The organism is Clostridium sp. UBA1652 (genome assembly GCF_002320975.1).
Classification (GTDB): domain Bacteria; phylum Bacillota; class Clostridia; order Clostridiales; family Clostridiaceae; genus Clostridium_T; species Clostridium_T intestinale.
In genome coordinates this window covers 56,028-70,327 of the sequence record NZ_DCLI01000014.1, presented here as the reverse complement: position 1 = coordinate 70,327, position 14,300 = coordinate 56,028, and the positions used below count along the sequence as shown (strand labels likewise).

The window sequence follows — 14,300 nt, the reverse complement described above, 5'->3', positions numbered from 1 at the left end:
TTTTTTCTTATTTCCTGTATTTCTGGTTATCTGGATATCTGTATTTCTGGTTATCTGGATATCTGTATTTCTGGTTAACTGGTTATATGGTTATTAAACATAATATTTTACAAATCCTAATGAATGGCTTATATAGGGCATTCAATCCTATAATGAGTTCTTCTCTATTTCTTTTGTAAATTAAAACTTTATAACTTTTTATAAAGTTTTAATTGTTTAGTTGTTTAACTGTTTAAAGTTACAACTATAAAAGATTATTTTTATTTCTCAAATACCCAAAGATAACTATGTATCTTTCTAGCATGTTGCTGCTTATATCTAGGTTTGGGTTTCTTATCACTAACCAATATAAATAAATCTTTTGCATATAATCCAAGAGCTTTAGCAATTTCGTATATCTCTATATGACTCCATTTTTGCTTTCCTGCATATATTTCATCTTGACACTTACAAAGAATAAATCCTCCTGGTTGAGTTATTCTTACTAATTCCTTTAAACCATCTTTATAGAGCTGAATTATATCTTCATGGGTAGTGAATCTCGTAGTGTTATAGCATTCAACCATACCTTTCAAATTAGTTATTCTTGCATATGGAGGATCTAGAACACTATGATTAAATGAATTATCCTTATAGGGTAAGTATCTAAAATCAATACCTGTTTTTAAATCTGAACCAACTATTTCATATTTTGATTTATCTACTTCTTTCCAAAATACTCCTTTACCCCAAGTAACATCAGCAATTCTATCGCCTTTAATAAAATATAAATCTGTTACATTCTTAATCAATCCTGAATTACTTCCAACATGTACTGTGTATATTGGATTCTCTATTTTACAATTCTCCAACTTAATTCACCTACTCTACAAATTCTTTATAGGCTTAACTACTTCTTCATAAAGTTCTTCTACCTTATAGGTGTCTAACCCCTCTGCTTCTTTCTTCTCTTTAAACTTCTTTATTTCTAAGGCTAGTTTTAATGTCTTAACTAAGCCTATTTGCTCTGGTGTTACTTTTCTTTCAATGTCTGATGGAAGCATCCACGATATAGCTTCATATAAGCTTCTTAAGTCAGAATAACTACCAAACTCCTTAAACTCTTCAATAACTTCTTTTGAGAATTTCTTTCTATTAAGCTTAGGTTTTATTGGTGGTAATATTCCATCTTCTCTAAGCTGCTCTCTTATATCTTTATTAAACTTTTTCTCTGCGTTAGTTAATCTTTTATATTTCACTTTCTTAACAGCTGCCATATTACTTCTCCTATCATTTAATCTTCTTCCTCACTTTCAATCCCTGGCATCTCAAAAACCAACCCATCCGAATATCCATGATCTCTCAAGGTTATTCTCATCAGGTCAAAGGCATCATATTGCCCCTTAACCTCATGATCAAACTCAGTCCACTTCTGTCCTTTTTTGGGCAGCATACTCTTTAGTGTTCTTACCATTTGTTCACAAAGGTCTTGTATTGTTTGTAGCTGCTCCTTGTTTTCAAAGACAATCTTAGTTGTCTTGGGTTTCTTCTCTTTAGGTTTAGGCTCTGGATAAATCTCTTTTAATAGTTCTTTATCTCGCCTTTTTTCTACTGGCTGCTTAATTCCTTCTATGAGGATGCTGATTTCTTCTTTTGATTCTTTTGGATCTAAATTCTTTATTTGTTTGGCTATTTCTTTCTGCTCTTGAGGTTTTAGGTTAGATATTATTTCAGCTTGGGTTACTGTTAGCTTATCTTTGTCTAAGTCCTCTTTTAAATCCTCTGAGAGCTTCTTATTTATCTTTTGATATCTTCCTACTTGAGTTCCTGATTTACCTAATACTTTTCCTATTGCTTCTCTTGTTTTTCCTTCTATCTGCTCACCATTGGATTTCTTAGCTTTATAGATTTCTTCTAATCTACTAATACCTCTCATGAATTCAGAAGGTGTAAGTTCTCTAGTTCTTGCATTAGCTTCAATCAATAGGATTTCTGACTCTATGTCTGATAGATTCCTTTGTACTTTACATGGTACTTTTTTAAAGCCTAATTTCTTTAATGCGTGGTACCTTCTTTCTCCTGAGAGTATTTCATACTTTCCTTCTTTTTCTCTTACAACTAGGTTGTGGAGTAAGCCTTGTTCTTTTATGGATTCTGATAGTTCATCAATTTCCCTTATTCCATAGAAGTTATTGGTAGATGGTTCTAACAGCTCTATGTTTATTTCTAAAAGGGAAAACTTATCTTTTGCATCAAAGCTATTAACTTTTTCAGATAACCCTTGTAAGAACATTTACTATCTCCTCCGTTAGTTTGATGTAGTCTTTAGCACTATTTGATTTAGGATCATGGTATATTACTGGTGTTTCATGGAAGGTGCTTTTAGTTACAGCAACATTTTCTCTTATTGTTTGTTTTAAAAACTTATCTCCAAGTATCTGATCTAGTTCTGCTTTTATATCTCTGTTGATTGTTGTTGACTTGTCCATGGTTATAAATGCACCTAATAAGTTTAGGTGTGGGTTGAATTCTTCTCTAGTTTCTTCTATAGCTGACATTAGGTACTCAAATCCATCTAATGCAAACTTATCTATCTTAATAGGTACTAGTACCTCTGTAGATGCAACTAATGCATTAGTAGTTAAGATGTTTAATGATGGTGGACAGTCTATTAATATAAAGTCAAATTCATGGTCTAATGAATCTATCCATTTCTTAAGTCTTGTTTCTCTAGCTTTTCTAGTATCAAGCATTATCTCATTCTCAGCCATGATAAGCTTTATGTTACCTGGTACTATTTGAAGGGCATTGTACTTTGTAGCTTTTATATAAATTCCTGTTTCACCTTTTAGAAGTTCATAGCTAGATAAGTCATTTTCCTTATAACTTGATAAATACTTGGTTGCATTAGATTGTGGATCAATATCTATAATCAAAACTGAATAACCCATCTTATCTAAAGCAGCTCCTATATTTGTAGTGGAAATAGTCTTACCTACTCCACCTTTAATGTTTAAAAAACTTATAACTCTTGTTCCCATAAAATCACCCCTTAAAAATTCTTTCCAGCTATCGCTACAATTTTCTTTCCTGTCTTAGGATCTATCCATGATCTCATTTCAACCTTAATCTTTCTCATTTTTATAAGCTCCTTTACATCAAATATTTAATTATGTTATAATGGAGCTACGATGTTCGAGCATCGTAGTCCTAAAAATTACATAAGAAGATAAACTCTTTTTATAAGGGTTTATTTTTTTGCCCTTTTTTAGATATATTTCTGTAGGGCCAATGACAAAATAGTTATCATCACCTAAAACTAACGTATATGGAATATCATCCACTATTGTTGCTACCGTTATATGTCCTGCAAATGCTTCAATGAATAAGCTTTCATCCTTATCTTCAAAAGTGACCTTTCTAAATTTAATTGAAGTTATAAGTTTTTTACCTAAAATAGCTGCTCCAAAATGTATAGTTGAGTCTTCTGGTATTTTAAAAGCGTGTTCCTCATTATCTTTCATTTTGGATATATCAAATATAATGTTTGAATACTCTTTCATATAAATTTCCTCCTCAATCTTTGGCAAAAGTAACAACTGAAATCAGCTTACCTGCCACACTATTTATTCTGTTTATGCTGCTATGAAATTCTAGCCTTTCATCTTCTGATATGATTCCATCTGACATTATCTTTTTTAAGGATGTTACAGCAGGATCAAGTTCATCCTGTGCAAGTATAGTCTGAAATGCCATATCAACATTGGTTTGTGGTGTTATTATTTCAGGCAAATACTTACCTAAAACACTGCTATTTTTGATATGCCACCATGCTAACAGTGGGGTATTATAAGCCATAGCCATCCTATCCACTATCTCATCTGGAACTTTTGTTTTGTTGTTCTCATAGTCTGATATAGATCTTTCACTAACTCCCAATAGCTCAGAAGCTTTAGCTTGAGTTAAACCCGCATTCTCTCTGCAAGTTTTGTAGTAATTTACGCATGTTTCATTCATTCCTTTTATACCTCTCGTCATTTATAATTAAATTATGTTAATCACATCTAAATACATATAAATTTCTATTTTGGCAGGGTTCCCACTTACTCTGCTCTTTTTCTTAAGTGTTGATTTCAACAACAGCTGTACTGATTTTTACAAGAACATTTTTAAGCTTGTTATTTTCTTTCTCAAGCTCTTTAAGCTTTTGTTCAAGCTCAACTTCCTTTTTAGTCTTATAGTTGTTAGCTACAACATCCATGTACTCCATTAAGCTACTCTCATGGATTCTCCAATCACGTCCAACCTTAAATGCTTTAATTCTTTTTTTATCAATTTCTCTTACCACTGTGTCTTTGCATACAGATAATATTTCTGCTGCTTCGTGTGTTGAATATGCTTTCATTTATTTATTACCTCCTTTTTAATACTAAGTAAATTATAGTTTACATATTAGTTAAAAAAATTTCATTCACTTTTTTTCCTAGTGCTGCTGATATTTGACTAGCTATAGCATAGGACGGCATACTCTTTCCCCTTTCAATTTTTGATAAATATACCCTAGATATATTAGATTTACTAGCTAATTCCTCCTGAGACATTTTTAATAATTCACGTTGTTGTTTTACTAGATTACTCAATTTTATTCCTCCTATAAACGGATTTAGGTAAGTAAACTATTGTTTACAATTTTGATTATATTATTAAATCTTTTCTTTGTCAACTATGTTATACAAAATATTTGTGTTTTATTTTTGTAAACGATAGGTTACAGAGGGTATAATTATTATAGAGGTGTTGTTATGAAAACTTTAGGAGAAATAATTACTCAATACATGAATGAAAATGATCTTTCATTGAGAGATTTTGCTGAGAAAGCTACTATAAGCCATACTTACGTTGGAAAATTACAAAAAGGAATTGATACTAGAACTAACAAACCTATTGAACCAACTTTAGATGTGATTGAAAAAGTTGCTAAAGCTATGAGTATGACACTTCAAGAACTTTTAGAGGCTATAGGTAAAATACCATCTTCTTCTGATAGTGAATACACAATAGCACTACATAACAATAATGGTTATGATGAAGAACTTCCTGAAGAAGCTAGGAAAGAAATAGATAATTTCATTGAATTTGTTAAACAGAAGTATGGAAAGAAAGAATAAAAGATAAAGGTGTCCGTGACGGACACTTACTTTTAACGTTATTACTGTATAATTTTTAAATATAAAATACTTATTTACATAAAAGGGGGAGATTTAATGTCAAAGAAAAAAAAGCCTCTTCACATTCTTAGATATGGAACAAATGCTGATCAAAAGTTTATAGAAAATATGAACAATCCTTACGATTTACTTGCAATAAATGGTAATATGTTAGCACATTCAACTAATGCTTTAACTAACTTTATTTTGAAAAATATCTTAAATTCAGATAGAGGTTTTTTTATTGATCCAATCACCTATGCTTTTCAACTAGACTTAGATATGATAAAAAGCAAAGGTAAAAACGAGCAAATTGCTACTATAAAAAAGTCTGTAGAAAAAATGATTAGAAGTTATGGCGAACCTTTAGAAGAAAAAGTTTTATCTAATGATGAGGTTGTTTCTTATGATGATTTCAAAAATGGAGCCTTAAGAGAAGTTTTTTGTAGAAATGTACTAGATTTTCAAAATAAGACTGTTTATGATGTCGTTATGAAAAAAGGTTATCTTGAATATGAACCTGAAGATAGTCCAAGCTATACTCAATTATATCCAGAATTTTTAATAGCACCTTATTTTTATCTAACCCCACCTAGTTATAAAGAATGGCTAGATTTAAATATAGAATTTCTAAAAATTTCAAAAACACTAAATTATGATAGAGAAATATACGCTCAAATTACTATATCAAAAGACTTATTAGTTGATAAGCATTCCTTAGATGCTATTATTTCTAGATATAACGAGTTTCCAGATACAAATATTTTAATTTGGATTGATTCTTTTGATGAACATACTGTTTCATCTTATTGTCTCGAACAATTTATTTATCTTACCAAAAATCTATCAATCGGAAGCAGAAAAATTATTAATCTTTACGGTGGCTTTTTCTCAATACTATTAGCAGGATATAAAGAAGATTTAGGATTTGGTTTGTATGGTGTTGGACATGGCTTAGAGTATGGTGAATTTAGAGCTGTAGCACCTGTTGGAGGTGGTATTCCTACTTCTAAATATTATTTCTATCCAATTCATCAAAGAGTAGATTACAAAACAGCTTCTGAACTTATTAGAACAAAATATAGAAACTTTGATTCTATTACTTCTTGTTTAAAGTATCATAAAGAAATTTGTGCCTGCCCTTTATGCAAAGATATTCTAAAAAATGATATTGAAAACTTTACTATTTTTGAAAACTCATTATTTTATAATGTCAAATTGAATGGAATCATTCAAAGACGTCCTTATGCATCTAAAGAGACTAAAGAAGCTTGCCTATATCATTATTTATTTAGTAAAAACAGAGAATTCCACGAAGTATCTAGATTTTCATTCGAAAAGATGGCTGAATCTTTAGAGGACGCATATATTGAGTATACGAAAATTAAACGAGTATATTCCGATAATTTATATTATCTTTTACTTTGGAAGGAATTGTTGTTCGATGAAAAATAATAAAACAGTTTTTATATTTGGTGCTGGGGCTTCAAAAGCTGCTGGACTACCAATGCAAAATGAACTTCTTATTAAGATTTTTACACATACTGAAGATGATTTGGATATTTATAAACTGGATCAATTAGACAGCTTTCTTGGTATGGAGAATATAACTATCACAACTTTTAATTATAGATATTATGAAGTTTTTGCTATACTTAGGTCCCAACTAGCAGAATTTATAATAAGCAATTTCGTTCCAAGAAGCAATAAATTAAGACACGCATTAAAGCCTTACTCTAAGAAAACATATGATGCTCTAAGTAGTTATTTATCTGATAATAATATTAGTCTGGAAGATGTATTTACAATTTTAGATAAAGCCCTATTAAATAAGCAATGCATTTTTAATTATAATTTAGTCGAATTACAAAAAATACAATATTCATTAAGTAATTGTATAATATATATTCTTGAATATTTTCAATCTAAAGCAAATCAAGGAGTTTATTCAAATATCTCAGATTATTTTGTTAATCTGAGATCAAAAATGCATGAGCAAATTGAAGATCCTTTTTCTATAATAACTTTAAATTGGGATACATTACTTGATCTATCTTTGTATTCACTATGCAAACAAAAATCTACTGAGTCAGAAAAATTGATGCCTGATTTATGTTTTTACAATTACGATAAGGACAGTGACTCCCCCCCTTCTCCGAAACTAAAAGCCGAAGGCTATTTTAATATAAAATTATTAAAACTTCACGGTTCTATTAATTGGTTGACTTGTAGTAACTGTAATAGAATTATTACCAGCTATAAAAATAATATAGCATTTAACTGTATGCATGCAGTTGATGAAAAAGGAAACAAAACAGCTCTTTTAGAGGAGAATTGTGACTTTTGTGAACCTAATGGATTAAAACATGAGCTTTCAAGTCTTATTATAACTCCAACTTTTTTAAAGGACTTCTCAAATGTCCATTTAAGTAATGTATGGTTTAATGCTGGAATTGAAATTTCAGAAGCTACGAAAATTGTTTTTGTTGGGTATTCACTTCCAGATGCTGATTTTGACTTAAGATATTTGCTGAAAAAAAATATGAGATCAGATGTTGAGATAGATGTTGTTCTATGTAATAATGATAACCCTGTAATAAAAACTGATTTAATTAACTATCTTCAAGAAACTTCTGATAATACTAATTTTGAAAGTTTAGCTAAAAACATAATCCAACCTCCAAATAGGTATAAGTCTCTTTTTGGAAATCAAAAAGTAAATTTTTACTATGATGGTGCTGAAGAATATTTTAGCAACTTAAAAAAAGAAACATTTGCTTAAGCAAGAGTTTCTTTTTTTTGTATTTCATTAATTATTTCTATTTTATTTTTTAAACTTTCTACGTATGGTTTCCAATGATCAGTTATCAATTGTGCAGGTACTTTTTCTATTATAGGAATTGTATTTAATGGATCATAACCGAATAATCCTACCCCACTATTTACCAATGAGTTGTACATTGCCTCTGAACATTCTCTTTTATTGTCTGGCATACATATGTAAGCTTTATCTACACCTAGTTTATGATCCTGTGCCTGTTCAATAGCTTTTTTCCAATTCTTTAACTTAAATTCTATACTTATTATTTTGTCATCCCTATCTACTAATACCATATCTATGCACCTAGATAAATATGGTACTTCTAAAACAATTCTTTTAAACCTATTAGATGATGTTAGTTTATAATAACAATCTAATACCATTTCTGTCTCAGTCATAAAATCACCACATTACTTCTTAAGATATTTTTCCTTTATTAAAGAGTTTTCCGCATAATCTGGATACTTATTATATACATAACTTAAAATCGCTGGTAAACTTAATGTAGTAATTCGATTCTTAAATTTCTCAAGAAAATCTAAGTTGGATCCTTCAAATTTAGATTTAACCTTTTCCTCAAAAACTTGAATTCCTTTATCAGTAAGTCTATATTCAGATTCTTTATTATCTTCTATATCATTATCTGGTGTTATGTTATATGTTCCATATGGATCATCTTCATCCTCATCTACATCTGATGCTATTGACACATCCAATGAAGAATTAAAATACGAAGAATCAATATCCATTTGCTCTGTATCATAAAATAAATCATCAACTATATTGTCTAATTCATTCAATCTATTTTCATAGTTCGCATCAATACTAGTTGATTCAATTCTACATTTTTCAACTAATCCTAGATTAATTAAATATTCTAGCTGATCCATTAAATCTCTAGAATATGGTCCATAATTAAATGCTATAAACTCTGGCATACTGCCCTCGTCTATCTTTTTACCTAAAACTGGTTTTATTTCTTTTTCAAAAAGAAATATCATTTTTGTAAATCTAGTATTACCAATAATAGGTTCATTAATTCTATTTTCTTTACCAGGTAAATATAATAGAGCTAAAATTATATCCATAGCTTTAATTTTGTTACTCATTATTTCCCCTACTTTCTTTTAGATTATTCACTACTAACAAATACTTTACATTACATTATAGCACATTATTATTGATTTTTTCTATCTATATATAAATTTTACCATACTAAAACACGTTGGTCAAACATATGTTCTTTCTTTTATTTTGGCATACTAACATCATAAATATAATGAAATATTAGAAAATATATATGAAATAATCTAATAATAAGGTACTAGACATAAAAAAATAAAATTCAAACATTATTGATATTTTCGATATAAGGGATAATCTTAATATAATAAAATAAGAATTAATTTAAAAGGTGTCCGCCACGGACACCTTTAGGTTTTCAGCATCTAACTACCATATAAAATATTTTTATTCGACCTTATTCTTGTGATTTCGCAAAATATTTGCATTACAATATAATTACATAAGATATATGTAATAGACTTTAACTTTTAAGCTTATTGTTGCATTTTGGGATCAAAAGACTTATTACATAAAACTGGTATGTACAAGACTTATTATAATTTTTTGGAATTGATTCTTAGGTTTCTAATAATATAGTACATGCATGTTCTAATGACTTGCTTGCTGATAAAAATAATCAATAAAGATTAATTTATAAACTTATTAAATATATCATAAACAATTTTTTGGAGGCTAAAATGAATAATGATAATCTAACTAAATTAATAAGCCCTATAATTGATAGTATTGAGAAAAAGAAAATAAAAAGCGCTACTCTCTATGCATTTAAATCAAAAAAACCTAAAAGTGATAATAAATTAATATCACTTGAATATGAATTTTATAACACATCTATGGATAAAAGAGATGTTGTTAAATCAGTTAAAGACATATTATCATATTTTAAGTATAAATTTTTAGATAAAGATAATACAGTTTATGAGGAATATAATGTAGGTAATTCAAAAAATGTTATTGATTATATTAATTTATCCTCATTAGATTTTACTAAAGCATCTGTAAAAAAAGGAACACTTAAAGGGCTAAAGCAAAGCAACTACAAAGTTCAATATTTACTAAATGAATTAGAGACCTCTAACCAATTTGCTAAAAGAGAAAAAGATTATAAGGGACTTAGATATTCAGCAATTCAATTAATAACAAATGATGAAAAAAGGATAACTATAATAAACAAATGCTCTCCTATATATAATCCTAAGGGTTGGCTATATATGTTTAATGTTGATTCGCAAGATGATATAGAAGGTTTTGATGTAGTTAGCAGTTCTTTTTTGAGACTACCACTTTACCCCCATATTATAGTATTTGATAGCTCTTGTTTCTTTATAGAGCATAATGTTGAAGCTATATTTGGCTTTGAACAGCACAATAAAGCTGTATGCGTAGAAAGTTTAGATATAATAAAAGAAGAATTAAAATTATCAAAAGACTCTTACTCATTAATTGAGAAATTTTCTCTTGCTGGAAGAAATCCTAATCTTTTTGCTGATTTTGATAAAACAGAGCTTAATAAAATTAAGAAAAAAGATAAAGAAACTTTAGCTTTTTTAAAACAAAAACTTAATATACCCATCTCAAATGAGGGACAAATTGACATAAATACTCCTAAGGTTGCAAAAAACTTAACCTTATTTATTTGCGGTTGTATATTAAGGGGAGCCAATAATGAAATACTTTATCAAATTAATAAACGTACGCTACTAGAAGTATAATTCACCAAATGTGAATTATACTTCTTTTATAACAAATGCTATATCATCTCCATTAATAATACAGTAATCTTTATTATTAATTTCATATATAGATATTGATGTAATAATTGTTTTTATTTCTTTTCTATTGGAGTATTTACCATTATCTAGCTTTTGGGATATTGTGCATGAGTATACTTTTAAACCGATTAAATCATAAAGAGGATTTATGTAATAAAGATTATTTTTTATATACATAAATCCAAGAAAAACTATTAAGATATATGTAAAAATTAAATTTACATAATCATTCAATTCTATTGATACTAATGGTAATACATTAGCCAACACATAATTAGAAGTATTAATTTTATCTTGTATTAAGTTATCTACCTTTACTGAAACATAATTATATTTTTCTTGATTAAAAATATCTCTTTTATAAAAAATTATTACATATACTAATGAAAATATCTCAATTATAACTAATATAAAAGCCCCAATTTGTGGGGTAATAAATTTCACATCTAATACTTTAAAAGAATTATCCCAATATTTTAAAATTATATAAACACTAAAAGGTAGCATTGATGTAATAAAAGAAGCTATTTTTAAAACTGTGTATTTTTTTGCTCTCAAATTATTTTTATACTTAAATATATTCATAATTTCTATTCCGCCTTACTAATTAAATTCTATTAAATTAACATATTTATAATAATTTAAAATAATAACAATATTTTAGCAATAAAAATTAGTTACATCAACCTCGTACATATGTTCTCATGTTTATGATATAATATTACCATACTTTAGATAAAAGGGGTAATGATATATGAAAATATTAGAAAAGATATATAAAATAATCGAAGAAGAAGGTATAATAGTTGAGGAAGTAAAATTTAAATACTACTATATGGATGGAATCTATTTTAAGGTTCCAGGGTTATCACCTACTATTGGAATTAGGAAATCTATCTCAAACGATTCTAAAAGACTGGTTTCTACTCTCGCTGAGGAACTGGGCCATCATTTCACATCTTATGGAGATTTAACAGCTGAATGCTTTGTCTACTCCGAGAAAATCCAAAGATCAAAACAAGAAAGATTAGCTAGAAAGTGGGCTACTGAATTCATCATGCCCTATGATAAGCTTATAAAAGCTATTAAGAAAGGCTGCAGGTCTATTGATGACTTGTCAGACTATTTTAATGTTACACCTGTTTTTGTGTTAGATAGGTTTTATTTCTTACGCTTAGAAAGACCTAATTTAAATATAGAAGGTATCTCCTATTCCATAAATCAATCAATTTATTATGATAAGGAGAATATTCATTATGAGAGGTAGTGTCTACAAAAAACATAATTCTTGGTATTACTTAGTTGATATAGGAATTGATCCTCAGACTGGAAGTAGAAGAAGAAAGGTTAAAGGAGGTTTTAGAACTAAGGCTGAAGCTGAAGCAGCGCTTTCTATAGTTATTAATAAAGTTAATTCAGGAACTTTAATTGAAGAATCTAAGATGACTGTTGAGGAATATCTAGATTATTGGCTTAATACTTATTGCAAGGCTAATTTAGCTCCCTCTACTCTTAAAAGATATAGAGAATTAGCTAAAACTATAAATAAACATCTAGGTAAAACTAAGTTAGCTTCTCTTAAGTCTACTGATATTCAAGAGTTTTATAATGAGCTGCTAACAGAAACTAATCTATCCCCTACTACTATATTAAAGGTTCACAGAATGTTCCATACGTCTTATAAGAATGCGTATTCATTGAAGTTAGTAACTTCTATACCTACTAGTGCTGTAAAGCCTCCTAGAGCCAATAAAGTTGATTTTAGTGTTTGGGATGGTGAAGAAGCTAGTTTATTCTTGGAACTTATTAAGGAACATAATATATACATACCAGTATCTCTAGCTCTTCAAACAGGCATGAGGTTAGGTGAGATACTTGCATTAAGATGGGATAATATTAATATTCCTGGTAAGTCTCTAGCTGTTAGAAATAGTTTAAGCTATATACATAAGGAACTTATTATAAAAAGACCTAAGACCTCAAGCTCTATTAGAACCATAGCTCTTATGGATTCAACTATTAATAATCTTAAGGCTTTAAGAAAGAAGCAGCTTCTTCTTAAAACTGAAACTGGTATCGAATATGATTATATATGTTCTTGGGAAAATGGTCGCAATATGCTTCCTGATTATGTATCTAAGACTTTTCAGAAGTTGATTAAACAATATAATTTTAAGAAGATAAGATTCCATGATTTAAGACATACTCATGCTACTCTACTACTGCAGCAAGGTACTCATCCAAAGATAGTTAGTGAGCGTTTGGGGCATGCAAATATCAGTATGACTTTAGATATTTACTCTCATGTTCTGCCTAATATGCAGCTAGAAGCAGTTAGAAAACTAGAGAATATTTTTACTTAATTTTTTGCTATGTCACCTTTTCGTCACCCATGCAGTATTTCCCACAAAAATATAAACCCTGTAAACATGAGTGTTTGCAGGGTTTTAATCTTATTTTGGTCTGAGTAGCGGGACTTGAACCCGCGACCCCAAGAACCTCTAAAGGTATAAAATTATAAAATACTAAAAGCCATCAAAGTCTTTATTTATCTAGGTTTGTGAGCATTTCTTACTTTTCTTAAAATACTAAAAAAAGCTATAAATTATTAAATTATGGCACCTTTTTGTCCACCTTATTTTCTATTATTTTAAGCTTAATTGAGATTTTGATGAAACCTTTCCATCACTAAAAGTTACATTCATATTTGAGCCATTTTTATTTACCCATGAATACATTGTTGAATCACTATTCATAATTTTACCTTCGCTTATAAGTACTCCTTCATCTAAAATCCCTTTAACTTCATCATAGCTCATCCCATTATTTACTTTATTATACTTATCCATGTTAACATCTGCTTTAGAACTCACTAATCCTAACTGGCTCTTTGTTTTAGTAATGTCATTTTGAATTGTTATATTAATAGAAGTCAATCCATCCCCTTTCCATGCATACATAGTTGTCTTTAATCCACCAGCTTCAGATGAAGATTTTTCTTCTCCTTCTCCTAGTATTGCTTTTACTTCATCATAAGACATTCCCATGTTTATCTTCAAAAAATTGTCATATGATATTTTTCCTTCCGCTTTTTCGGGTTCCTTTTTTTCAGGTTCCTTATCAGACACTGTACTACTATCAGATGTTGAATTTGCAGGCTTACTAGAAGAACACCCGCTGAGAACCGCCATAGAAAAAGTTAATAGACCTGCCATACCTATTCCTAATAATACTTTTTTAATTCTTTCATTCTTTTTAACCATTATAATCCCCCTCAAATTCTATAATTATATAATTCCACTATATTATACAAAAAACATAACTTTTTTCCAATAAAATTTTGTATTGTTTATAAAACTTTTACTATTATTTTTATTGAGCTTTTAATAGAGTATCGTATGCCTTTTGAAAACACTCCAGAAATATCTTCTAATT

18 protein-coding genes are annotated in these 14,300 nt (G+C 28.9%); 6 read left to right on the top strand and 12 right to left on the bottom strand.

Annotated elements, in window-relative coordinates; translation table 11 throughout:
* Positions 1 to 260: 260 nt before the first annotated feature.
* From B3N22_RS01835 to B3N22_RS01800, 8 genes are all read right to left on the bottom strand, one after another.
* Positions 261 to 851 carry a DNA methyltransferase gene (locus tag B3N22_RS01835; RefSeq protein ID WP_286904436.1) on the bottom strand — a complete coding sequence of 197 codons (591 nt, stop codon included), beginning with the start codon at positions 849 to 851 and terminating at the stop codon, positions 261 to 263.
* Positions 852 to 866: 15 nt separating this feature from the next.
* Positions 867 to 1,256, bottom strand: a complete 390-nt coding sequence (locus B3N22_RS01830; protein ID WP_286904434.1) for an addiction module toxin RelE — start codon at positions 1,254 to 1,256, stop codon at positions 867 to 869.
* Between the two features lie 17 nt (positions 1,257 to 1,273).
* The gene (locus tag B3N22_RS01825) at positions 1,274 to 2,272 is read right to left on the bottom strand and encodes a ParB/RepB/Spo0J family partition protein (RefSeq protein WP_286904432.1); all 999 of its coding nucleotides are present in this window, start codon (positions 2,270 to 2,272) and stop codon (positions 1,274 to 1,276) included.
* A complete protein-coding gene (locus tag B3N22_RS01820) occupies positions 2,250 to 3,020 on the bottom strand; it encodes a ParA family protein (RefSeq protein ID WP_286904430.1) in 771 nt (256 codons plus the stop codon). Before B3N22_RS01820 ends, B3N22_RS01825 begins: the two co-directional genes overlap by 23 nt.
* 129 nt (positions 3,021 to 3,149) lie before the next feature.
* On the bottom strand, positions 3,150 to 3,542 hold the full coding sequence (locus B3N22_RS01815; protein WP_286904428.1) for a hypothetical protein: 393 nt from the start codon (positions 3,540 to 3,542) through the stop codon (positions 3,150 to 3,152).
* A gap of 13 nt (positions 3,543 to 3,555) precedes the next feature.
* Complete coding sequence (locus B3N22_RS01810; protein WP_286904426.1) at positions 3,556 to 3,996, bottom strand: helix-turn-helix domain-containing protein; 441 nt, start codon at positions 3,994 to 3,996, stop codon at positions 3,556 to 3,558.
* Positions 3,997 to 4,099: 103 nt separating this feature from the next.
* On the bottom strand, positions 4,100 to 4,384 hold the full coding sequence (locus tag B3N22_RS01805) for a helix-turn-helix domain-containing protein (RefSeq protein ID WP_286904424.1): 285 nt from the start codon (positions 4,382 to 4,384) through the stop codon (positions 4,100 to 4,102).
* Between the two features lie 40 nt (positions 4,385 to 4,424).
* Positions 4,425 to 4,619 carry a helix-turn-helix transcriptional regulator gene (locus tag B3N22_RS01800; protein ID WP_286904422.1) on the bottom strand — a complete coding sequence of 65 codons (195 nt, stop codon included), beginning with the start codon at positions 4,617 to 4,619 and terminating at the stop codon, positions 4,425 to 4,427.
* A 162-nt stretch (positions 4,620 to 4,781) separates the two neighbouring features.
* Here B3N22_RS01800 and B3N22_RS01795 point away from each other — a divergent pair, with 162 nt between their 5' ends.
* From B3N22_RS01795 to B3N22_RS01785, 3 genes are all read left to right on the top strand, one after another.
* Complete coding sequence (locus B3N22_RS01795) at positions 4,782 to 5,147, top strand: helix-turn-helix domain-containing protein (RefSeq protein ID WP_286904420.1); 366 nt, start codon at positions 4,782 to 4,784, stop codon at positions 5,145 to 5,147.
* A 96-nt stretch (positions 5,148 to 5,243) separates the two neighbouring features.
* A complete protein-coding gene (locus tag B3N22_RS01790) occupies positions 5,244 to 6,641 on the top strand; it encodes a hypothetical protein (protein WP_286904418.1) in 1,398 nt (465 codons plus the stop codon).
* Entirely contained in the window at positions 6,631 to 7,968 is a 1,338-nt protein-coding gene (locus B3N22_RS01785; RefSeq protein ID WP_286904416.1) for a hypothetical protein, read from the top strand. The genes B3N22_RS01790 and B3N22_RS01785 overlap by 11 nt, the downstream gene beginning before the upstream one ends.
* Here the strand turns inward: B3N22_RS01785 and B3N22_RS01780 are convergent.
* Positions 7,965 to 8,405, bottom strand: a complete 441-nt coding sequence (locus B3N22_RS01780; protein WP_286904414.1) for a hypothetical protein — start codon at positions 8,403 to 8,405, stop codon at positions 7,965 to 7,967. The two genes, B3N22_RS01785 and B3N22_RS01780, sit on opposite strands and share 4 nt — an antisense overlap.
* Positions 8,406 to 8,417: 12 nt before the next feature.
* Positions 8,418 to 9,116 (bottom strand): hypothetical protein, encoded by a 699-nt coding sequence (locus B3N22_RS01775; RefSeq protein WP_286904412.1) that lies wholly within the window; start codon positions 9,114 to 9,116, stop codon positions 8,418 to 8,420.
* 654 nt (positions 9,117 to 9,770) lie between these two features.
* Between B3N22_RS01775 and B3N22_RS01770 the strand changes: the two genes are divergently transcribed.
* On the top strand, positions 9,771 to 10,805 hold the full coding sequence (locus B3N22_RS01770) for a hypothetical protein (protein ID WP_286904409.1): 1,035 nt from the start codon (positions 9,771 to 9,773) through the stop codon (positions 10,803 to 10,805).
* Positions 10,806 to 10,820: 15 nt separating this feature from the next.
* Here the strand turns inward: B3N22_RS01770 and B3N22_RS01765 are convergent, their stop codons facing one another.
* Positions 10,821 to 11,450, bottom strand: coding sequence for a hypothetical protein (locus B3N22_RS01765; RefSeq protein ID WP_286904407.1), 630 nt, complete (start codon positions 11,448 to 11,450; stop codon positions 10,821 to 10,823).
* 169 nt (positions 11,451 to 11,619) lie between these two features.
* Between B3N22_RS01765 and B3N22_RS01760 the strand changes: the two genes are divergently transcribed.
* Positions 11,620 to 12,132 carry an ImmA/IrrE family metallo-endopeptidase gene (locus B3N22_RS01760; RefSeq protein WP_286904405.1) on the top strand — a complete coding sequence of 171 codons (513 nt, stop codon included), beginning with the start codon at positions 11,620 to 11,622 and terminating at the stop codon, positions 12,130 to 12,132.
* Positions 12,122 to 13,228, top strand: a complete 1,107-nt coding sequence (locus B3N22_RS01755; protein WP_286904403.1) for a site-specific integrase — start codon at positions 12,122 to 12,124, stop codon at positions 13,226 to 13,228. The genes B3N22_RS01760 and B3N22_RS01755 overlap by 11 nt, the downstream gene beginning before the upstream one ends.
* Before the next feature lie 282 nt (positions 13,229 to 13,510).
* Here the strand turns inward: B3N22_RS01755 and B3N22_RS01750 are convergent, their stop codons facing one another.
* Positions 13,511 to 14,128 (bottom strand): DUF3862 domain-containing protein, encoded by a 618-nt coding sequence (locus tag B3N22_RS01750; RefSeq protein ID WP_286904401.1) that lies wholly within the window; start codon positions 14,126 to 14,128, stop codon positions 13,511 to 13,513.
* Positions 14,129 to 14,300 lie beyond the last annotated feature (172 nt).